This window comes from Ktedonosporobacter rubrisoli (genome assembly GCF_004208415.1).
In the GTDB taxonomy this organism is placed as follows: domain Bacteria; phylum Chloroflexota; class Ktedonobacteria; order Ktedonobacterales; family Ktedonobacteraceae; genus Ktedonosporobacter; species Ktedonosporobacter rubrisoli.
Map to the genome: position 1 here is coordinate 8,222,243 of NZ_CP035758.1, position 19,965 is coordinate 8,242,207.

A 19,965-nucleotide genomic window follows, 5' to 3' on the forward strand; every position below is an offset into this window, starting at 1 on the left:
TCACATGACAAGCGGGCTGCCGCGTCACGATCGAGCGAATTGTGCCTCAGCTCTCTCTCCGCTCCTTGCGGCCGGAGGCGGCACACCCGTCAATCTCTGTTTGACAGATACTATACGTCACTTAGCTTATAAATATCACAAAGGCATTAATGGTAGTACAAATTTAGATGTATTGCACGAGGAAAATATGTATAGATGATTGCTCAATAATATTGCTGTGATTATATGGGCCAATTTTAGCTAGTTTAGTATTTGCTCAGTTTTTACTATAATAGCGCAGGCTTTACACTCTGTAAAGCTCAGCCGCTGGGAAGGCGCTCTTCCCTTCCTAAAAGTATAAGGGAAAGCTTCCTGACTCGGTAACATCCTGCTGGGGGTGTTCAGGGGCTTACAGGGGGCTTACAGGGGGCTTAGCTGGCTCTCTTTCGCTTGCGTTGACAAGGCCGCGCGATTAGGCATACAATCTGCTGAAAGATCGCTTATTCTCTTGTGGCAAATCGTGTTAACTTTCTGCAATAAGCCGGGCGCATATTTGCTTGATGCGCGAAAAAGGGGTGCCGGACATGGATGCCTTGCCTGAAAACGACCCATCTCCCGCCAGTAATGGACATAGTACGGCGGCGCAAGCCAGGCGCGCCCAGGAGGCGCAGGATATGGGGACGACATACGTACCTGAACATCTGAACCTGGGGGAGCACCTGTTGCCGTTTGTGTTCGCGGCGGCGGAGGCTTGCTGGATTGATGCCATCTTCATAGGCCTGGTTGCCATACATTTTTTTCAGCTCTCTACACCCTTTATGCCCTTGTGGGCTCCGTTTCTTTTGCTAGCTGGCTCCCACTGGCTGGCCATCCAGTTAGAGCGCCGGGATATTGCTGCAGGTAAGATCGACGCAGAGGAGCCGCAGCGAGCAGTCACCTCCGGCACGCCGGTGCTGGTCGGCTTGCTGGTCCTGACCATCCTGCTGATCATCTGGGCCAGTCTCTATGCCCCGACAAGAGCACTTTGGAATCCTACCTGGCTGCTAGCCATGCTGAATGATATCCTGCTCCTGCAGCCAAACGCATATCACATATTTGTGCTTATTCTACTCTCTCTGCTCTTTGCCTGGCGTGGTATCGCGCGGGCCCGGCGCACGATTGAGCCTGGCGAGGTTTTTACAAGCTTGCGCCTGGGCATGGGCGTTATTATCTTTGTGATTCTTGTGACGGCCGGGGCAAATCAGTTGCCGGGCTATGGCTTATTTCTGCTTGGCCTGCTTCCCTGCTTCCTCTGCCTTGAGTTAATTGCGCATGCCCTGTCTAAAGTGATCTTTGTGCGTGATGCGCACGCGGGCGGCTTACTGGGCAGTGTGGAGGCGCAGGAGCGCTCGCTCCTTACCGTTGTCGTGGTGATAGGGTTGGCGTTGTTGCTCATTGCCTTTGCCCTGGGTTTGCTGATCAGTCCGAACTTCCTTGTAGACGTACAGGCGGCCCTATCGCCAATCGCCATGCTCTATAACTTGATTACCAGCGGCCTGGCTTATGCCATCACCTTTCTCCTCACGCCGTTCTTCTGGCTGTTCTCGCTGATCCCATTTCATTTTGTGCCGCTACGGCAGTTTCAGCCTCCTCAGTCTGTGCGTACTGATGCAAAACTGCATCAGACCGTGCCTCCTCAATCAGTGGTTGTTACAATTGTGGTACTGAAGGTAGTTTTGCCGTTTATCTTTATCGGGATCGTGATCTTTTTTATCTGGTGGCTATTGCGTCGTCGCCGAGCGGCGTTTGTGCGCCGCAACCTTGATCTGCACGAAAGCCTCTGGTCGTGGGGACTGTTCAAGATGCAGTTGCGCGCGCTCTGGCTGGCCCTCTGGCATCGTTTGTTCCCGCCTAAAGCTGTGGAGACGCAGATGCCAGCGCCGGAGGAGCCAATTGAGGGAACACCTGCGGCGCGCAGCATTCGTGAGATCTATCGCCTCTTGCTGCGGTGGGCGGCCAGCCGGGGCCTTGCTCGTAAGAAGGACGAGACGCCTTTTGAGCTTAAGCAGCGCTTACAGGAGCGCTTGCCGGATATCGAGAGCGAGCTAGGCGTGGTGACCAGCGCCTATGCGGCTGTGCGCTATGGAGAAGCGGCGCCGGATCAAGCGGAGATCGCTCGCGTGCAACAGAGTTGGCTGGAATTGCAGCAGAAGGGCTAATATTCCATGAGGATTAGAGCTCTACCTCGACTATGCGCGCTGAGACTTTTCCTTGCTCTATGGTGACAACCCGGTAATGTGGCGCTTGCAGAAGGCGAATCAGTTCAGTTTGCAGGGTGGCAAACTGATAGAAAGTTGAGCGCAGTCCATACGCTGGAACACCTGCGGCTACCGTCTCGTAGGTAAGATGTGCGTGGCCGCTGAAGATACCAAGAATTTGTTGCTGCTGCCGCTCCACGATCTTCCAGAATGCCTGAGCTTCGGCGGGATCGGGCAGGAAGGAATCCATAAAGGGATCTCCAAGGGGAACAAGATGGTGGTGGGTGAAAAGCACGCTGGGTAAGCCGGAGCTCAAAGAGCTTTCTAGAAAGGCTATAAGCTCGGGATGCGTTATTGCCTGGTCCCCAGGTCCCCAATCCAGGCAGAGAAATTGGATACCCTTGTGCTGAAATGCGGCATTCATCAGTGTGCCAGCGGGCGTGGAGCTGGCAAAGAGATGCTTATAGAAATTATCGCGATCGTCGTGATTGCCGGGCAAGAGGTAGAGCGGGCAGTCGCGTAAACCTTCGCTGCTAATCAAAGCCGGGCCGGGAACTGTGGCGGCGGGCTTCAATTGAAGCAACTGGCAGAATGTGTTGTACGAATTTGGCCGATCCACTAAATCTCCGGTGGAAACCAGGAAATCAAAGCTCTCGTGCTCGGCAATATGCCGCAAAACGCTGCGTAAAGCATGGGCTGGATGATAGCCGTGAAACAAGCTATTTTCGTTTTCGCCTATGTGATGGTCGGTGATCTGGATAAAGGTGAGGGCCATAAACTTTCTCTCCTAAGAAATAAAACTCCCTAGTTTAAATGTAGAATAAAATTTTATTTCCGTCAAGGGCTGGCTTTTATGTGGATGGAGCGTTCCTATTCAGTTGATGGGCTTAGCGTTGCTCGTGGCTCTCGCTCAAGGGTTCGTCGGCGCTCAGGGGGGCCATCTCGGTTGTCGGGCTTGTATGGTTGTTTTGGGCTGATTGCAGGATGCCGTTAGAGACCTTGAAGATATTGGCCCGCGCGGCGATCTCGCCTGGGAAGCTACTCAGATCGGTAGCGGTCAGCAAAACTTGCTCATGCTGAAACACCTGCTCTAGCAGATATTCGCGCCGAGCCTGATCGAGCTCACTGAACACATCATCGAAGAGCAAAACTGGCTCATCGCCGGTACTGGCACGCATATAGGCCAGCTCGGCCAGCTTGGTAGAAAGGGCTGCGGTGCGCTGCTGGCCGCGCGAGCCATAAGTCAGGACGTTCATGTCATTGACAAGAAACTCGATATCATCGCGATGTGGCCCTAGCAAGCATACGCCCTGGAGAATCTCTTTGCGCCGGGCCGTGTGCAACTGGCTGCGATAGTGCTGCGCGACCTCGCTATGGTTCCAGATCTCATCGGTCTTAAAAGAGGGGCGATAGAGCACCTGGAGTTGCTCGCGCCCTCCGCTGATCTTCTGTTGAAAGACTGCGGCCTCCTGATTGAGGGCGATTACCATCTGCAATCGTTCGTGAGTGATCTGCGCGGCAAGATTGGTTAACTGCTCATCCAGGTAGTCGAGCATGAGCGGATCTTCCTGATTATCCCGGATGCGCTTCAGCAAGGCTGCGCGCTGCGTCACGATCTTGCGATATTTGACAAGAGCCTGGCAGTAGCGCGGATTCACCTGGCAGAGGGCGCGATCCAGAAAGCGGCGGCGCTCGTCTGGCGAGCCATCGACGAGATGCAGGTCCGCAGGCGCGAACAGGACCACCTTCATCTGTCCGATGACCTCCATGGTGCGCCGGGGAATACTGTTGAGCTTGAGGCGTTTGCGTGGTGTATTGGTCGGTAGCTCGATGGGTATCTCTTCCTGCTTGGCGGGACTGGCCGGCTGCGGAACGACGCTGGGCGGAGTTGGATCAAAGATCGTAGTTTCAATCTCGATGGCCGATTCGCGTCGCTTTACCGCCCCCTCGATGCGCGCGATATGCTCAGGCGCATACCAGCTCACAACTTCGCGATCGCTTGTGGCGTGGAAAGAGGTAGCTGTAGCCAGAAAGCTAACAGCCTCTAGCAGATTTGTCTTGCCCTGAGCATTTTCGCCATAAAAGATGAAAAGGCCCGGCCCTAGGGTGAGGTCCAGATCTGCATAATTGCGAAAGTTGTGCAAAGAGAGGCGTGAGAGATACATACCTTACTTTTTCTACTTATGTGACGGTGAGGTTGGGTTGTCAGGCCCAATCCTCACCTATCATGTGTTAGCGGTTTGTGCTCATCGGCATGATCACGTATGTGTAATCGGCGGGTCCGACCGGCCTGATCACGCCTGGACGCGCGTCAGAGGTCAGTTCCAGCGCCACCTCGGGCGTTCCGATCACGGAGAGCACATCGGCAAGATATTTGACGTTGAAGATGATCTGCTGCTCGGGACCATCGACGGCGGCGTTGATCGTGCTCACGTTATTGCCCACATCTTCGGCCGTGGCTTCTATTGTCAATGCGTTAGGTTCTCCGCCTTCCTCGTCTCCGCTGGTGACCTTCAAGCGCGTGATGTTCGAGCTATCGCGCGCAAAGGGCGTCACCGATTTGACTGCGGCGGCAAACTCTTTGGTCTCCACGACGGCCCGCGTCGAGTGCTCTTTCGGGATGATCTGGCGGAAGTTGGGGAAGGTACCTTCCATCAATTGCGCGATAAGATCTATCCGTTCCGTGCGGAAGAGGACTTGCTTGACGTTGGGCGTGATGATCATTTGTACCGTGCCCTCGGCGGGTAAAATACGACCGAGCTCGATGAGCGTGCGTGCCGGAACCAGGAAACTACCGCCCTCCTGCTCGTTGCCGGGTAGCGCGGCTGTGCGCACGGCCAGGCGGAAGGAATCGGCGGCGGCAAAGGTGAGCTTCTCGTTGCCGATCTCGATATGCACGCTTGTGAAGACCGGGCGCGAATCGTCGTCGGCGGCGGCAAAGGCTACTTCGTTGATCATCGTTTTCAGCAAGCCAGCGTCAAGGATAACCGGGTTGGCCTCGCTCTCGGTAATCGGGTTGAGTGGGAACTCGGAAGGGTCCATGCCCTTAATTGTGGCGCTGCTGCGCACACTTTTAATATTGATAGAATTAGTTTCTTCCGCGACGTTGATCTCAACCGGGGCCTGGGGCAGGCTGTTCACAAAGTCGGTGATCAGCTTGGCGGGAACTGTGGTCGATCCCGTTTCCTGAACTTCGGCCTCGATCCAACAATGGATACGGATCTCCAGGTTCGTGGCTGAGAGCTTTAGGCGTCCTTGATCAGTTTCTAGTAAAATATTGACAAGTATAGGAAGTGTACTGCGGCTTGAGACGGCGTGGCCAACGGTTGCCAGGCCGCGGCTCAAGTCCTGCTGCTTACAGGTAATTTTCACGTATATTCCTCCGGGCACATCCAGAACGCAAACAAATTTTCCAGGTTAGTATAGCCTATTCAATACCGGGTGTAAACTAGAGCAGTATCCCCTTCTCAGGGGTCGCCCATCATCTTAGAAGGCGACGATAAGCCTGGTTTATCTGCAGTCTCGCCCCCTGGATAGGCAAGTAGTACTGGTGGCTCGAAATAGTATTGTTTGTGTTTGGCGTGCTTTTTCTCCTCATTTTTCTACTTCTGGCTGCATGTATGTGGCGTGTGTCTTTATTAGGAGGTATCAGAAAAGCCGTAGTGTAATTATGATAATGTTCATAGAATCTCTTCTGCTGACAGAATCACAAAAATTTGCTGCTCACCCGCCGCTGGCCCGGCAGCAATGCTCTCTGATATGCTCTCTAGAATCCCTTTCAGCTTCCTATTCTTATTGGGCCGGGCTAAAACGGCAGCCCTTTCTGCCAGGCGTCAAGAAGCTGATGGCCGACGCGCCACCTGCGGCAAAGCTGCATTCAGTTTCAGCTCTGCTGTAACAATCGGGCCGGAACTTTATCACAGTCCTCCTAACTCTAGCTTACTCGGTGTCCTCAAGTGTGGCAGGGATGCCAGGCGTTGGCTTAGTTTTTGTGTACCGAGTGATCGTAGAGCATGTAGCGCAGGCGGCTCACTATCTCTTTGAGGCCGCCGTCTAGATAGATGCCTGGAATCTGCGGAATGATGCTGGCATATTGCTGGAAAACCTGGCCGCCAAAGACAAAAATAGGGCGCGAATGGGCCAGCCGTTGGATTTGTCGTCCCAGGTGAAGGAGCTCGGGTAGATAGGTTGGCATGGTCAGAGAGACGCAGACTAAGGCCGGAGAGAGCCTGTGAATGGCTTGTAAGAGGCCGGCGGTTTCCAGGCTCTGGCCCAGATAGATGACGCGTAGATTGCTGCGTCGTAAGCAGAGGGCCAGCATAAGCGCGCCCAGCTCGTGGGACTCGCCGGGGGCGCAGCCAACGATAGTCAAGGGACCCTCGGCAGCGCCGGACATAACTTGAAAGAGGCTGTTAAGATGGCCGCGAAAGAAGCTGCTAGCAAAATGCTCGACCGAGGCTGAGGCCTGGCCTTGTTCCCACATTTCGCCAATTTGCCACATTGTGGGTGTAATCAGCTCAGTGCAGATCTGCTCCAAGGGATAGACTGCCAGCATTGAGGCCATGAGCATCGCGGCGGCCGGCTCGTTATAGGCCTCGAAGGCCTCTATCAGACGGAGCTTGACAAGTTGCATATCATAGATCGCCGGATAGCTAGTCTGCAGGGATGCGGCGCGCGCGTTTTGCCATTCTTGCAGGGATGAAAGGGGCTCGACCGGGCGCTCGGTCTCTTTGAGCTGAAGCGCTCTTGCCGCAGGCTTTCTCAGGGGTGCTGGCTTAGTAAGTGTACGCGCAAGTGTGGCCTGGCCATCGAGCAACAGGGGCATTCCTGGTGCCGGTTCGGCCTGCTTCTGCTCCTCATTGAGATGGCGGAAGAGGGCGATAGCATGACTAATCGACATCCCGGCATCGATGCACTCCTTAAGCCAGCAGATCAAAGCAATATCGCGCTCAGAATAGAGACGATAGGCATTGTTTGCACGTTGGGGCGTGAGCAGCTGATAGCGGCGCTCCCAGGCACGAAGCGTCGGAGCCGGCACGCCTGTTTTCTGGACCACAGCTTTTGTATTAAAGATCGGCGTATCTGAGTAGTGTTCCAGCGCAGGCCATACCATCGGTCTTTCTTGTTCAACCATGCCTTTTCTCTGATTGCTCTCTAGTCCTCTACTAAAGAAGAAAAATACATCTGCCAACTGGCTATAGCGTTACTAACAGAATGAGCTGTACAAAAACAAATTTAGCTATACTAGGTCTATAATTTTTATACGTTCTAGAGCAACATGGCGAGACTCTTTAGATCATCACATGTACTACAGACGTGTAACCGAAGGAAAGCGGGTAAAGGCCTGGCCCGATTGGCTTGATCTCCTTAAGGCTACGCAGCTTTCCAGCGAGGTAATAAGGAGCCAGGTCCAAATTTTTTTCTCCTCTCTGCGGCCCTCGCCGTGGACAGAACGAGCATGGCGGGGTCCTGCTCATCCCGGCTAGCGAGCTTGACAAGTCGCAAGATCGCTGTTATCATGTTTCCCCAGTGATGACATGTGGATCGCTTCTATCAGGATATTTTATCTATGGGGCGGTTGGCGTGTAGAAAAATGCTACAAGATATCCCCAAAGGGCTATAGCTTGTAATTCCCCCACGCCTGAGGACAGAGCTCAACACGCTATACTACATTCTCAGTTTGTGGCCTTGCTGTGCGGCTGAGATCTAACGTGCGAAAAAGGTCCAGGAATTTGGAACTGTAAGGGAAGGCTCCCACCCACGCCTCCCACGTATCCGGCCTGGTACTGCGTGCGGGGAGAAATAAGGAGAATTAAAAGAATGTTTGCAGTAATTAAAAGTGGTGGACGACAGTACAAAGTTTCCGTAGGCCAGACTCTTGAGGTAAACAGATTATCTGTTGAGGATGGCGCTCAGATCGAGATTGGCGACGTGTTGCTGATCTCTGACGCTGATCGCTCCCTGGTCGGTACCCCGTTCGTTGCTGACGCCAGTGTTTTAGCAACGGTAGCCGGTCAGAAGCGCGGAAAGAAACTCATCGTCTTTAAGTACAAGTCTAAGAAGCGCTATCGCCACAAGCGTGGGCATCGTCAGGAATTGACGGTCCTGACTATCGATGATATCGTTGCTAATGGCAAAAGCCTGCTCACAGGCGAGGCTCCTAAAGCTAAGGAAGTCCCCTCTCAGGAGGCTCCTGCGCAGGAAGTTCCGCCGCAGCCAGCTCCCGAGCAGCCAGCACCGGCTCCTGTTAAAGAAGAGAAGAAGGATGAGGTAGCCGCCGAGCCTGTGGCAGTAGCTAGCGAGCCTGTAGCTGAGAAGAAGCCGCGTCGGCGTCGCACGACGAAGGCTGCTGCTGCTGAGACAGCCAAGAGCAGTACGGAGGAATAGATCATGGCACATAAAAAAGGTATGGGTAGCTCTCGCAATGGTCGCGATAGCAAGCCTAAGATGCTTGGCGTCAAGCGCTACGACGGCGAGCTAGTTTCTGCCGGAAGCATTATTGTACGCCAGCGTGGCACGAAGATTAAGCCCGGCGTGCATGTGGGCGTAGGGCGCGATCACACGCTTTTTGCCCTAACTCATGGCTATGTTAAATTTGGACATGCCTCGCGCACCAATCGCTCGGTGAGCATCCTTTCCGAGTTCCCGGGCCGCCCCTCAATCGCTGAGATTTTGGGCGAGGAGCCAGCCGCCGCTAAGGCCTAGCTTCTTTGGCATTGCAGATACGTTGAGCAGCCTTTAATGGGCTGCTCTTTTTTATGTCTTCTGGCGCTCACGTCTTTGGCGAAGGCACACCCTGGCTCTAAGACTATGCCGATACTTCGGACGCGTTTAGGGCTTTGATGACGGCCTGGGCGACGCTCTGGCTCGATTGCGGATTCTGTCCGGTAATCAGCTTGCCATCGCGTTCCACGTGATCTGTCCAGTTTGACTTGACGACAAAATTTCCTCCCAGCTCGCGCAAGCGGCTTTCCAGCAAGAACGGCATGACCTGATCTAGCTCGGCAGCCTGCTCTTCTTCATTGGTAAATGCTGTGAGCGTTTTGCCGGCTACCAGAGGCGTGCCATCATCAAGGCGTGCCCCAACCAGTCCCGCCGGTCCATGGCAGACGGCAGCAATAACCTTGTCTGCGCGCGCAAAGTCGCTAAGGAGTTGCTGCAGGGCGCTATTTTGCGGTAGGTCAAACATCGTACCGTGCCCACCAGGCAGAAAGATTGCGTCAAAGTCGGAGGCTTTAACTTCGCTCAAGGCCTGCGTCTTTTCTAGAGCCTGAAGAGCCTGGGCTGTGGCCTTTTGGGCGACCTCTGTGGGCTGCGGCTGGCTGCGCGGGTCGATGGGAACGCTACCTCCCCGTGGGCTAGCGACATTAATCTCAAAACCTTGCGCGACAAACTGCTGATAGGGAGTTGCAAATTCCTCGAACCACAATCCGGTCGGGCGGGTTGCGTCAATGCGGTTGTGGCTGGTGACGACGATCAGGATGCGTTTTGGACCAGGCATAATTTTTTATACTCCTTCTGGCTTATGTTAAACTTAGTTCTTTTCGTAGAGCGCCAGGCGTCCTACGGCTTGCTCCTCTGGTATTGTAGAATTGCGGCAAGCTATAATACAAATAGAAAATTTGCCGAGAGGTATAAAAATATTTATGGCAGATCTTGAATGGTATCGCAGTTTTCTTGCCATCTATCGGGCCGGAACCGTCTCAGCGGCGGCTCGGGCCCTTTTTCTCACCCAGCCGGCAGTCACCCAGCACCTGGCCGCGCTTGAAAGCTTTGTAGGGGAGCCATTGTTTATGCGCGCTCCTCGGCAGATGATCCCGACTCTACGTGGCAAGCAGCTGTATAGCCAGGTTGTGCAGGCTCTTGAGACCCTGGAACTGGTAACTGAGGAGATACAGAATGCGCATGTTGAGCTGCCTTTGTTGCGCTGCGGCGCGCCCCGCGAGTATTTTGTCGATATCGTCCTCAAGCGCTTTATTCAACTGCCCTATCGCCTGTTGCTGCGCTTTGCGGAGACGGCGGCGCTGATTGCTGATTTAGAGCGGGAACAGTTGGATGTAGTCATTGCCACGCAACAGATTGCCTCGCGCGAGGTCGAGTATCACAGGATAGATGAGGAGTGCTTTCAGATCGTAGGGCCTCCCGATCTGCTGCTATTTGCCGCTGAGGCTACGCTCGGGGAAGCTGAGGAGTTAGAGGCTATAGAACAATGGCTGGCAGCTCAGCGCTGGATCAGCTATGGCGTAGAGTTGCCAATTATTCGCCGCTTCTGGCAGCAGTGCTTCGGGAAGCGTCCCTCCTTTCAGGCTGCGCTGATCGTGCCCGATTTGCATGCGATTCAAAGGATAATCGAAGAGGGTGGGGGAATTAGCATTTTGCCTGATTATCTCTGTCGCGAGGGGATAGAGGCCGGACGGCTGCAAGTCTTATGGGAGCCTCTCCAGAAGGTGAGCAACGAGTTGTGGCTTGCCTATCGCAAGGTTGAACGCAATGAGGCAAAGATTAAGGCGCTCAGGCAGCTATGGCCGCGATTATAAAGTGGACCAAGGAAGGACCAGGGATCAGGCGCGCTTCCTGGCTTGTCTGCACTTTTCTGTATCTCTGCTTGTGCTGACATAGAACATGTTCAAAGAAAAAGCCTTGCGGAGGTTGAGAGTTCGGTAGCACATCTTGCTATTTTGCTACCGAACGGCTACACTTGCGAAGCAACAGAAAGTCATTCCTTTGTTGTTAGGTAGCAAAGAGAGAGGATGATGCCGAAACTCAGTGCGTATCGGGTTGCCTGGAATCCACGCTCACAGTGTTATGATGTCTGCTCCTTCAATGGGAAGGAGTATTCAGTCTTGCCCTTTACTCCAGGCAGTTCTGCCTGGTTCGACTGGTTGGCAACCATTACCTCCTTTTCCTTCTCCAGTCGGCATGGAGCGCGCTGTACCGTGCGCAAAGAGTCCGCGCGGCGTGGCGGAGAGTATTGGTCTGCCTACCATCGCCAACGGCAGAAAATGCTCAAGCGCTACCTGGGTCGCGCCGCCAACCTGACTTTGGCCCAGCTTGAGGAGGTAGCTCTCTTGCTCTCTCCAGAGCCGCGTAGCTCGGTCAAGATCGATGATTCCTCGCCAGGGGCTGCGCGTAGCCCACGGCCAGGCAGGGAACCTGCTGGCGCGAACTATTTACACAACGATCTCCTGGAGGCCAGGCTCCAGATGCCGCATCTTCCAGCAACATTGCTGATGCGTCCTCATCTCGTGGCCCAGGTACAGGAGGGACTTCAACGGGCTCTCACCCTCGTCTGTGCCCCTGCCGGCTTTGGCAAAACTACAGCCTTGCTCACCTGGGCAAAAGCTCATCCCGAACAGCGTATTGCCTGGGTCAGCCTTGATCGCCTCGACAATGATCCTATCCAGTTCTGGACCTATGTTCTGAGCGCCTTGCAGCGCACCTGGCCGCAGATAGGGACTAGCTTGCTCGCCTGGCTGCGCTCCCCGCAATCGCCGCCGCTATCTGCTGTCTTGCGCCACCTGCTCAATGCCCTGGCTAGCGTACAAGAGAAGCTTGTGCTTGTTCTTGACGATTATCACCTGATCACTGCCGCTGCAGTCCATCAGACCCTTTCCACGCTCCTTGAGCACCAGCCTGCAGCGTTGCATCTCGTTCTGCTCACTCGTCAGCAACCTCCGCTCCCCCTTGCCCATTTGCGTGCCCAGGGACATCTCTATGAGATCGGCCCGAGAAGTTGCGCTTTGGCCTCGCTGAGGCTGTGCAGCTTTTTCAAGAGAAGGGCCTCACTCTACCAAAGGAGAGCATTCTCTCTCTGCTTGAGCGTACGGAAGGCTGGATTGTTGGTCTGCAACTGGCAGCCCTCTCCTTGCAAGATCACCCAGATCCGCTTCATTTTGTGCAAACTTTTTCTGGGAAACATCAGCATGTCCTGGCTTACCTGAGTGAAGAGGTCCTCGCACGTCAGCCTGTCGAAGTGCAACAGTTTCTGCTGGCGACGTCGATCCTGGATCGTCTCTCGGCTCCGCTCTGCGAAGCTGTGACCAATCAGCAGGGGGCGCAGGTTATGCTCGAACGATTGGTACGGGCGAATCTCTTTCTCACTTCCCTGGATCATGAAGATCATTGGTATCGCTACCATCCCCTCTTCGCGGATCTGCTGCGTGATCGTCTGGAGCGGTAGCAAGGAGAAGATATCGCTCTATTCCATCGGCGAGCAGCGCGCTGGTACTGTCAGGCTGGTATGCTGGCCGAAGCTACGCGGCATTTCCTTAGCGTTGGTGATACACAGGAAGCCGCGCGGGTGATTGAGCAGGAGGTTTATGGGATGCTACGCGGCAATGCCTGCGTGCAACTATTACGTCTACTAGATCAGTTACCCGAGAACATTGTCATGAAGCATCCGCGCCTGTGCCTTGCCAGAGCCTGCTGCCTGTTAATCATAGGTCAGCGTGAGGCTGCTGCCTCTTTGCTGCACGCTGTCGAACTGGCGGGGCAGCGACTGCTTGGGTATTCTGTAGAAGAGGACGAGTTGCAAAGCAGTGAACAGCCTTTGAGGCGGACTGATGTTGCTTTCTTTCACGTCATCCTTGCGAGCATTGCATCAGTGCGTGGGGATACCGCTGCCGCCGTTGAGCAGGCCCACATAGCCCTCCATCTCCTTCCCCAGGAGGAACATCTTTTGAGAGGCTGCGTATTGCTCTCTCTAGGCATTGCCGAGCGTCTACAGGGCAGTACAGTTTCTGCGGTAACAACCCTGGCTCAGGCCAGTCGGCTCTGTTTCATTGCAGCGTTCCCACAAGTTGCTATCTCCGCGCTGACGCAACAGGCCTCTCTTCTGGTGATGCAGGGACACTTGCACCAGGCTGTTGCCGTGTACCGTTATGCGCTTCAGGTAGCGAGAGAGCACGGAGCTGGAGCCTTCGCCAGTCTTGGTGAAGTTTATGTAGACCTGGGCAGGCTGCTTTACGAGTGGAACGATCTGGAAGCGGCTCTCGATATGAGCAGGCGAGGCCTTGCCTGCGGGCAACAGTGGGAGCTGCTCGAAGATCAAATCGATGGGGTAGCATTGATGGTACATGTGCTGCTTGCGCAAGGACGAAACGAGGCTGCGGCCGCTACCCTGCATGAGGCTGACACGCTGTTTCAGCAGGCACAAAGCGGCGCAGGAATAGGGGCGCGGGTGACAGCTATACGGGCAGGTGTGGCCTGGCACCAGGGGCAGCTCGAACAGGCAGCACGCTGGATGCAGGAAAGTGGGCTCAGCGCCACAAGCTATACCCTTCACAGTGCGGACCCTCGCCACGAATTTACCTATCTGATCCTTGTACGTATCCTGCTCTCTCAAGGTAGGCTGGAGGAGGCTGCGAGCTTGCTTGAGCAATTGCTAGCCGTCGCCCAGGCTGAGGCACGGACAGGGGGCGTAATTGAGATCTTGTCCCTGCAAGCGCTTGTGCTAAGTGCGCAAGGTCGTCTTGCTGAAGCGCCTGGTATCCTCATGCAGGCTCTCTCGCTTGCCGCCCCGGAAGGGTACATACGGCTCTTCATCGAGGCAAATGAGCCAATGAGAACCCTGCTGCTCCGTCTGCGTGAGCAGCAGACGCAACGCTCTACAACCCTTTTGCACTACATTGATACCTTGCTCGCTGCCTTTGCCTCTCCGCAACAAGAGATCCCCGGCCTGCTTGAGCCGCTAAGTCAGCGTGAAAGGGAGATCTTACGCCTGGTGGCTCAAGGACTCTCAAACCAGCAGATAGCTCAACAACTCGTGATTGCTATGAGTACAGTAAAGACCCACATTCATCATCTCCTGGGTAAACTCGCGGCCAGTAGCCGCCTCCAGGCCGTCTCGCGGGCGAAAGCCCTGGGTCTGCTGAAATAACCCTGCTTATAGCGGAATCCACCCACTTTTCCATCCAGAGATGGATTATCTCCCTTTCGGCTTGCTGTATAACGCTTCTTAGTCAAAAAGAGTTCTTACCTGATGAAAGGAGCGATTTCTGTGGATCAGCGGACACATGCTACTCTCAACCCCAAAGATCAGCTTGCCAGCGCGGGAGGAGGACGCCAGGTACGAGGTAGAGCGCTCGCCATGATCATTGTTGCTCTCATGCTTACGCTCCTGCTGCAAGCGTTAGATGCTACAATTGTTGGGACCGCTCTGCCTAAAATCATCTCTCAGCTGCACGGCTTTAACCTCTACAGCTGGGTGTTCACTGCTTACTTGTTGGCATCGGCGGCGGTAGTTCCCCTTATTAGCAAACTTACTGACCAATTTGGGCGCAAGTGGTTCCTGGTGGCAGGCATCGTCTGCTTTCTGCTTGGCTCCGCGCTTTGTGGAACAGTCCAAACGATGGATCAGCTTATTGCCTTTCGCGCGCTGCAAGGACTGGGGGCCGGTGTTGGCCTGGCCCTTGTTTTTACTGTGGTTGGAGATCTCTTCCCGGCTGCTGAACGCGCACGCTGGGCAGGCCTCTTCACAGGGATCTATGGCCTTGCCAGTATCATCGGTCCCCCGCTGGGTGGCTGGCTGACCGACCATGGCCCCTTGCTTGGTTCTCTTGTCACGGAGGCGACGCGCTGGCATTGGATCTTTTTCGTCAATCTCCCTCTCGGTACGCTGGCTGTGATGCTTCTGCTCCTCTTTCTGCCTGCGACGCTTCCTGCCCGCAAGGGATATAAGCGTGGTTGGGAAGCTGTCCGGCGCATCGACTTCGCCGGCGCAATATGCTCTACGTTGGCCACCGTGGGCCTCTTGCTTGGGCTCACCTGGGGTAGTGACCGTACATACGCCTGGAACTCGCCGCAAGTGCTGGTTATGCTGGGAGGGGCTGGCCTTCTGTTCCTTAGCTTTTTTGTCGCAGAGCGCTTCGCCGCTGAACCAATTCTTCCGCTGAAATTGCTCCGCAATCAGGTTTTCGTGGCTGATGCCTGCCTGGCCTTGCTGACCAGCATGCTTCTGCTGGCTCTGGCCCTCAATCTACCGTTGTTTCTCCAAAGTGTTCTTGGGCAATCAGCCACGGTCGCCGGTGCTATGTTGATCCCGCTGATGGTAAGCTTTACGATTGGCACGGTGATCGCCGGCTTTACGATTAGTGCGACAAAGCGCTATCAGCTAGTTGTGATGCTTGGCGCAGCAATTATGACGGGAGGGACGTTACTTATCGCGCGCATGACGTCGGCAACGCAGCTGTTAGATATCGGCATCTTCCTGGTGATTACCGGGCTTGGCCTCGGTGTCTTCTTTGCCATGCTCAGCCTGGTGGCGCAGCTTGCGGTACCGCACACCCAATTGGGAGTCGCCACAGGGGCCATCCGCTACCTGCAGACGCTGGGGCAGGCGCTTGGTCCGGCCCTGATGGGAACTATTGTGAATCTCGTCCTGGCGGGCAACTTGACGCAACGCCTGCCGACTGATGCGGCGTGCTACCTGACGCCTGCGGAAATGGGGAACCTTGCCAATCCCCAGCTATTGCTCAATGCTGCCTATCGCCAAACTCTTGTCAGAAATATGCAAGAAGTGGCTCTCAAACACATTCCCGCTGGTCCACAGCATGATGCCCTGGCTCAGCAAGCTCTGCTCCATGTATCCTCCCTTCTCGATCAGATATTCGTGGTGGTTAAGCAAGTGTTGGCAAGTAGTCTGCAGCAAGGCTTTGTTGCCGTGCTCGCCTTGAGTTGTTTTGCGCTTATTGCCTCTTTCTTTCTTAAGGATTTACCTTTCCCAGAGGAAAAGACCCGCCAGCAAGAAGTGGAAACTGTCGAGTAGAGGTGAGGGGCTTAAGCCAGGGCGGCATTGAGATAACGAAAAGAGTACATGATACAATAATCCTATGTGGATAAAAGCCGAAAAATGAAAGAGAAAAGGTATGTACTCTATTCTTCCATCTACAAGCGAGGCCCTGGCCCTGCTGGCCTGGTCAGACATCGAGCCGTGGTATCGCGAGCTTATCGACGCGGATCTTACTCAAAGCACGCTTGACGCCTGGCTGGCGCAATGGTCGCGCCTCTCGGAGCTTGTCGAGGAGGTGCTGATCAAGCAGGAAATTGCCTGCACACGGGATACAGCCGATCAGGCGCGGGCCGATCGTAAGCAGCGCTTCCTTGACGAGATCTACGTCCATATTCAGCCGCTCGATCAGCAAGTAAAACAAAAGCTGCTGGCCAGCAACCTTGAGCCGCCTGGCTTTGCTCCTCCTTTGCGCAAGCTCCGCACGGAAGCTGAGCTCTTTCGTGAGCAGAATGTGCCTCTATTAAATGAGGAGGAGGGCCTGAAGATCGCCTACCAGCGCTTTAGTGGCTCCCAGACAGTTACGTGGGAGGGGCGAGAAGTCTCTATCTCGAAGTTAGAGCCGCTTCTCATGGAACCTGAGCGCGAGCGGCGCGAACGGGCCTGGCACACGATGCAGGAGCGCAGGCTCGCCGATCGGGAGACGCTCTATGCCCACTGGCAAAAAGAGATGCAGGTGCGCCAGCAGATTGCCAGCAACGCTGGCTATGCTACGTATCGCGACTATCGCTGGCTGCAGTTGTTCCGCTTCGACTATACGCCGCAAGATTGCCGGAACTTCCATCGAGCCATCGAGGAGGTGCTTGTGCCGGCTGCTAGCCGAGTTTGGGCCAGGCGTCGCCAGCTCCTGGGCGTGGAAACGATCAGGCCCTGGGATATTGCTGTCAATCCTCACTCAACGATGCGGCCACGCTACATCGCTGACCTCAATGCGACCTTGCAACAGTGTGCTAACCTCTTTACTCTTGTCGATCCCGAGCTTGGCGCTTATTTCGAGATAATGATTCGCGAGGGCTTGCTTGATCTGGAAGAGCGTCCCGCTAAGGCCGGTCGAGGCTATAACCTGACCATGGAAGCGATCCACCGACCCTTTATCTTTGGCAAAATGCAGACCATTCAGGAGATACGTCTCATTCTGCACGAGGCCGGGCATGCCTTCCATTCCTTCGAGATGGCCAGATTGCCCTATGTGCAGCAGCGCAAAGAGGCTTTTCTGCCCATGGAGTTTGCCGAGGTGGCTTCGACCGCGATGGAATATATTGGCTCGACCTATCTGCAGCAGGCAGGCATCTGTAGCCAGGAGGAGGCCAGCCTGCTTCGACTCGCGCATCTTGAGTCAGGGCTTATCGAAAATCTGCCAAGGGCTGCCATGGTCGATGCTTTCCAGCACTGGGTCTACGAGCATCTCGAAGAGGCGCAAGACCCGCAGCAATGCACACAGCAATGGCGGGAGCTCACGCAGCGCTATATGCCCGATATCGATTGGCGCGGTCTGGAAGAGGAGCAAGGTTTGGGCTGGCTTTACTTGCGCCATATCCACTGCTACCCGTTCTATTATATCGAATATGCCTTCGCCAGAATTGGGGCGCTGCAGATCTGGAACAATTATCGGCAAGATCCGCGGCAGGCCTTACAGCAGTATCGTCACGCGCTCTCGTTGGGCGTCACGCGCACGTTGCCGGAACTCTATGCGGCGGCCGGGGCCAGCTTTAGCTTCGATTCTGCCACGCTCCAGTCAGTAGTTGAGCTGGTAACGCGCGCCATCGAAGAGCTAGAGGCTCAATGACTCGGCTTATTACTCCTGAACGCGCCTGGCTCAATGATTAGTTAAGCTATTGGCACGCCTCTTCTCCTGCACTGAAGGGAAGAGATTGGCGCCGTTATTGCTGTGTTTCTGGCCGGAGCGTGGCGAATTCGTTTGCGCAGCATGCGAGCCTGAAACCTGCCAGCAAGCTAACCTACAAAAATACAGGGAGTACGCATATGTACTCCCTGATTCGTTGGAGGGCCCTACCAGCCCATAACTAAATTCTGGTAGCCTGGCTGATCCGTAGTATTCTCATATTGCTTATGACTATGCTACTTGTCACCCTTGTTGCCCTTGCTGGTGTTTTGCTGGATATCCTGATTATTCTGGCTATTGGCCTGCTGATTGCCTTTGTCAGCTTTATTGTTCTGATCCTGCTGCTGGTTGCCTTTATCGTTCTGGTTATTGTTCTGTTGATCAGTCTGGTTGTTCTGATCTTTGTTTTGCTGATCGCCCTTATCAGTCTTATTATCGTTCTGGTTGTTTTTGTCGTTGTTCTGCTGGTCCCCCTTGTTGTTCTTGTCGTTGTTGTTCTGCTGATCAGTCTTATTGTTCTGATCATCATTTTGCTGATTGTTCTTGTCGTTGTTCTGATCAGCATTCTGCTGGTTGTTCTTGTCGTTGTTTTGCTGATCGCCCTTATCAGTCTTATCGTTCTGGTTGTGATGCTTGCCGCCGTTATCAGAATTGTTGTTCTGATCGTCCTGCTTCTGGTTCTGTTTGCCATCATCAGGATTGTTCTGCGGATTGTGGTAATCCTGGTCGCGATGATGCTTGCCATTGTGCTTATTATTATCGTTATTGTCCTGCTGATCCTGATCCTTCTTCTGCTTAACGGGCTGGGCCTTGCCAATTGTGGCCTTGATCGCCACGCCATCATCATTCTTTTGTACCGTAATCGGGCTTTGCAACTGCAAAATACCCTGACAGTTTAAGCCGCCATCGGCGCCCCAGGTTGTATTGAAGCGCTGGGCCAGGAAGGTAAAGAGATTGTTGGCTGCAGCCGGATCGGGCGTGGCGCTGTTGCGCAGAAGCGGAGCGTCAAGGGCAAAACGCTTGGGCGCGACGCGCAAGAGATCCTGGCAATATTGCCTGGTGCTCGCCTGGTTAAGATTCTGGGCCTCCGGCTGATTAACGCCAACACGGAAGGCGTTGAGCTTGGCCAGGTTGGGCTTCTCGTCCACAAGAACCATTGGATCGCCGGCAGGGACGAGGGCGACAGGCTCAGCCTGGTGGGCTGCGGCCTGCAATTCGTCGAGGGCCTGCGCGGTGACCATATGACCGGGATCGGCCAGGTCTGGAGCCATCCAGGGCTGACAGCCCAGTGCAGGCGCAATGAAGGAATCCAGCAAACCGTTATCGCTGCCATTGGTGAGAAGACGTGTATTGCGCAGCTTGTTGATATTAGCGACAGTCTTCTGGGCCATGCGGCCATTGGGCCCTATCAAATAAGCAGTGGTTACGTTGTCGCTCTGGTCCTGATCGACCACCGAGAAATCACGCACGGTGGGACAGGGTTGTCCATCCTGCGCGGTGCCAAGTTGAGGTGGGACAAGCTTGCCGGCCTGGATTGCCTGGTTGGCGGCCTGAAAGAACGTTGTGGCGTTACAGAACGAGACCTGCCCGAAGGTAGAGCCTTTGGTGCCTTTGACGCAGTTGCCTTCCTGGACACCCTGGCCCTGCAGAGAGAGCACATTGCCGTTGAAGCCGAACCAGATGCCTACAACAGCTCCCTGTGGTAACTGGGGAACAACTGGCGGCACGGCCGGCTTCTGACCCTGGTTGACCACGAGCGGGCTGTACACAGAAACCTTGCCTGTCGCGGGATCGAGAATAGCAGCTTGCACAAAGGCCGATTGATCGGCATTGGCTTCGTTACAATCAACGAGCTGGTAGGGTGTGGCTAGCCCTTGAGCCGAGAGCGGCTGGCGTGGCACGATCAGGCCACATTTCACCTCGTCGTCGGCGGCCTGTGTACCAAAGTGTGGCTGCACAACAAAAAATATTCCCGCGATGAGAATGATGGTCACAGTCACAATCGCCCCGATGAGGGGTGCAGGTAGAAAGCGCTTGCGTGATGCTGCTCGCGGCCTCCTCAACTGTGGTGTCCCGGGTCGTGGCGGGCGAATGAGTGTTTGCATTGTCTCTCACTTCCT

At 54.8% G+C, this 19,965-nt stretch carries 15 protein-coding genes; 9 read left to right on the forward strand and 6 right to left on the reverse strand.

From position 1 onward, the window contains the following. Window positions 1-563: 563 nt before the first annotated feature. A complete protein-coding gene (locus tag EPA93_RS35675) occupies window positions 564-2,177 on the forward strand; it encodes a DUF4129 domain-containing protein (protein ID WP_165423618.1) in 1,614 nt (537 codons plus the stop codon). Window positions 2,178-2,190: 13 nt separating this feature from the next. Here EPA93_RS35675 and EPA93_RS35680 read toward each other — a convergent pair whose 3' ends face one another. The 4 genes from EPA93_RS35680 to EPA93_RS35695 form a co-directional block, all read right to left on the reverse strand. Then, window positions 2,191-2,991, reverse strand: a complete 801-nt coding sequence (locus tag EPA93_RS35680) for a metallophosphoesterase (protein WP_129892088.1) — start codon at window positions 2,989-2,991, stop codon at window positions 2,191-2,193. Window positions 2,992-3,103: 112 nt separating this feature from the next. Further along, window positions 3,104-4,381 (reverse strand): DNA replication/repair protein RecF, encoded by a 1,278-nt coding sequence (gene recF / locus EPA93_RS35685; RefSeq protein WP_129892089.1) that lies wholly within the window; start codon window positions 4,379-4,381, stop codon window positions 3,104-3,106. Window positions 4,382-4,448: 67 nt separating this feature from the next. Next, window positions 4,449-5,588, reverse strand: a complete 1,140-nt coding sequence (gene dnaN / locus EPA93_RS35690; RefSeq protein WP_165423619.1) for a DNA polymerase III subunit beta — start codon at window positions 5,586-5,588, stop codon at window positions 4,449-4,451. A 610-nt stretch (window positions 5,589-6,198) separates the two neighbouring features. Continuing rightward, a complete protein-coding gene (locus EPA93_RS35695; protein ID WP_129892091.1) occupies window positions 6,199-7,350 on the reverse strand; it encodes a MerR family transcriptional regulator in 1,152 nt (383 codons plus the stop codon). A 686-nt stretch (window positions 7,351-8,036) separates the two neighbouring features. On the opposite strand from EPA93_RS35695, the gene rplU reads away from it, so the two are divergent. Further along, window positions 8,037-8,603, forward strand: a complete 567-nt coding sequence (gene rplU / locus EPA93_RS35700) for a 50S ribosomal protein L21 (RefSeq protein WP_129892092.1) — start codon at window positions 8,037-8,039, stop codon at window positions 8,601-8,603. A 3-nt stretch (window positions 8,604-8,606) separates the two neighbouring features. Further along, window positions 8,607-8,921 carry a 50S ribosomal protein L27 gene (gene rpmA, locus EPA93_RS35705; protein WP_129892093.1) on the forward strand — a complete coding sequence of 105 codons (315 nt, stop codon included), beginning with the start codon at window positions 8,607-8,609 and terminating at the stop codon, window positions 8,919-8,921. 103 nt (window positions 8,922-9,024) lie between these two features. On the opposite strand, the gene EPA93_RS35710 is transcribed toward rpmA, so the two are convergent. Then, window positions 9,025-9,717 (reverse strand): type 1 glutamine amidotransferase domain-containing protein, encoded by a 693-nt coding sequence (locus EPA93_RS35710; RefSeq protein WP_129892094.1) that lies wholly within the window; start codon window positions 9,715-9,717, stop codon window positions 9,025-9,027. Between the two features lie 145 nt (window positions 9,718-9,862). Here EPA93_RS35710 and EPA93_RS35715 point away from each other — a divergent pair, with 145 nt between their 5' ends. The 6 genes from EPA93_RS35715 (at window position 9,863) to EPA93_RS35740 (ending at window position 17,788) form a co-directional block, all read left to right on the forward strand. Beyond that, window positions 9,863-10,753, forward strand: coding sequence for a LysR family transcriptional regulator (locus EPA93_RS35715; RefSeq protein WP_129892095.1), 891 nt, complete (start codon window positions 9,863-9,865; stop codon window positions 10,751-10,753). 213 nt (window positions 10,754-10,966) lie between these two features. Continuing rightward, the gene (locus tag EPA93_RS35720) at window positions 10,967-12,157 is read left to right on the forward strand and encodes an AAA family ATPase (RefSeq protein ID WP_129892096.1); all 1,191 of its coding nucleotides are present in this window, start codon (window positions 10,967-10,969) and stop codon (window positions 12,155-12,157) included. Then, window positions 12,112-12,396, forward strand: a complete 285-nt coding sequence (locus EPA93_RS35725) for a winged helix-turn-helix domain-containing protein (protein ID WP_129892097.1) — start codon at window positions 12,112-12,114, stop codon at window positions 12,394-12,396. Before EPA93_RS35720 ends, EPA93_RS35725 begins: the two co-directional genes overlap by 46 nt. A 60-nt stretch (window positions 12,397-12,456) precedes the next feature. After that, the gene (locus EPA93_RS35730; protein WP_129892098.1) at window positions 12,457-14,094 is read left to right on the forward strand and encodes a LuxR C-terminal-related transcriptional regulator; all 1,638 of its coding nucleotides are present in this window, start codon (window positions 12,457-12,459) and stop codon (window positions 14,092-14,094) included. Window positions 14,095-14,214: 120 nt separating this feature from the next. Next, window positions 14,215-15,981, forward strand: a complete 1,767-nt coding sequence (locus EPA93_RS35735; protein WP_165423620.1) for an MDR family MFS transporter — start codon at window positions 14,215-14,217, stop codon at window positions 15,979-15,981. Between the two features lie 100 nt (window positions 15,982-16,081). After that, window positions 16,082-17,788 carry a M3 family oligoendopeptidase gene (locus tag EPA93_RS35740; RefSeq protein WP_129892100.1) on the forward strand — a complete coding sequence of 569 codons (1,707 nt, stop codon included), beginning with the start codon at window positions 16,082-16,084 and terminating at the stop codon, window positions 17,786-17,788. Between the two features lie 293 nt (window positions 17,789-18,081). Here EPA93_RS35740 and EPA93_RS49305 read toward each other — a convergent pair whose 3' ends face one another. Next, window positions 18,082-19,950 carry a hypothetical protein gene (locus EPA93_RS49305; RefSeq protein ID WP_207229285.1) on the reverse strand — a complete coding sequence of 623 codons (1,869 nt, stop codon included), beginning with the start codon at window positions 19,948-19,950 and terminating at the stop codon, window positions 18,082-18,084. Between the last annotated feature and the right edge of the window lie 15 nt (window positions 19,951-19,965).

Excerpts from the sequence above, each read along its gene's own strand:
- recF (WP_129892089.1), bottom strand. The coding sequence starts at position 4,381 with ATGTATCTCTCACGCCTCTCTTTGCACAACTTTCGCAATTATGCAGAT.
- EPA93_RS35675 (WP_165423618.1), top strand. The coding sequence starts at position 564 with ATGGATGCCTTGCCTGAAAACGACCCATCTCCCGCCAGTAATGGACAT.
- EPA93_RS35740 (WP_129892100.1), top strand. The coding sequence starts at position 16,082 with ATGTACTCTATTCTTCCATCTACAAGCGAGGCCCTGGCCCTGCTGGCC.
- EPA93_RS35695 (WP_129892091.1), bottom strand. The coding sequence starts at position 7,350 with ATGGTTGAACAAGAAAGACCGATGGTATGGCCTGCGCTGGAACACTAC.
- EPA93_RS35680 (WP_129892088.1), bottom strand. The coding sequence starts at position 2,991 with ATGGCCCTCACCTTTATCCAGATCACCGACCATCACATAGGCGAAAAC.
- EPA93_RS35720 (WP_129892096.1), top strand. The coding sequence starts at position 10,967 with ATGATGCCGAAACTCAGTGCGTATCGGGTTGCCTGGAATCCACGCTCA.
- EPA93_RS49305 (WP_207229285.1), bottom strand. The coding sequence starts at position 19,950 with ATGCAAACACTCATTCGCCCGCCACGACCCGGGACACCACAGTTGAGG.
- EPA93_RS35710 (WP_129892094.1), bottom strand. The coding sequence starts at position 9,717 with ATGCCTGGTCCAAAACGCATCCTGATCGTCGTCACCAGCCACAACCGC.
- rplU (WP_129892092.1), top strand. The coding sequence starts at position 8,037 with ATGTTTGCAGTAATTAAAAGTGGTGGACGACAGTACAAAGTTTCCGTA.
- rpmA (WP_129892093.1), top strand. The coding sequence starts at position 8,607 with ATGGCACATAAAAAAGGTATGGGTAGCTCTCGCAATGGTCGCGATAGC.
- EPA93_RS35730 (WP_129892098.1), top strand. The coding sequence starts at position 12,457 with ATGCTGGCCGAAGCTACGCGGCATTTCCTTAGCGTTGGTGATACACAG.
- EPA93_RS35715 (WP_129892095.1), top strand. The coding sequence starts at position 9,863 with ATGGCAGATCTTGAATGGTATCGCAGTTTTCTTGCCATCTATCGGGCC.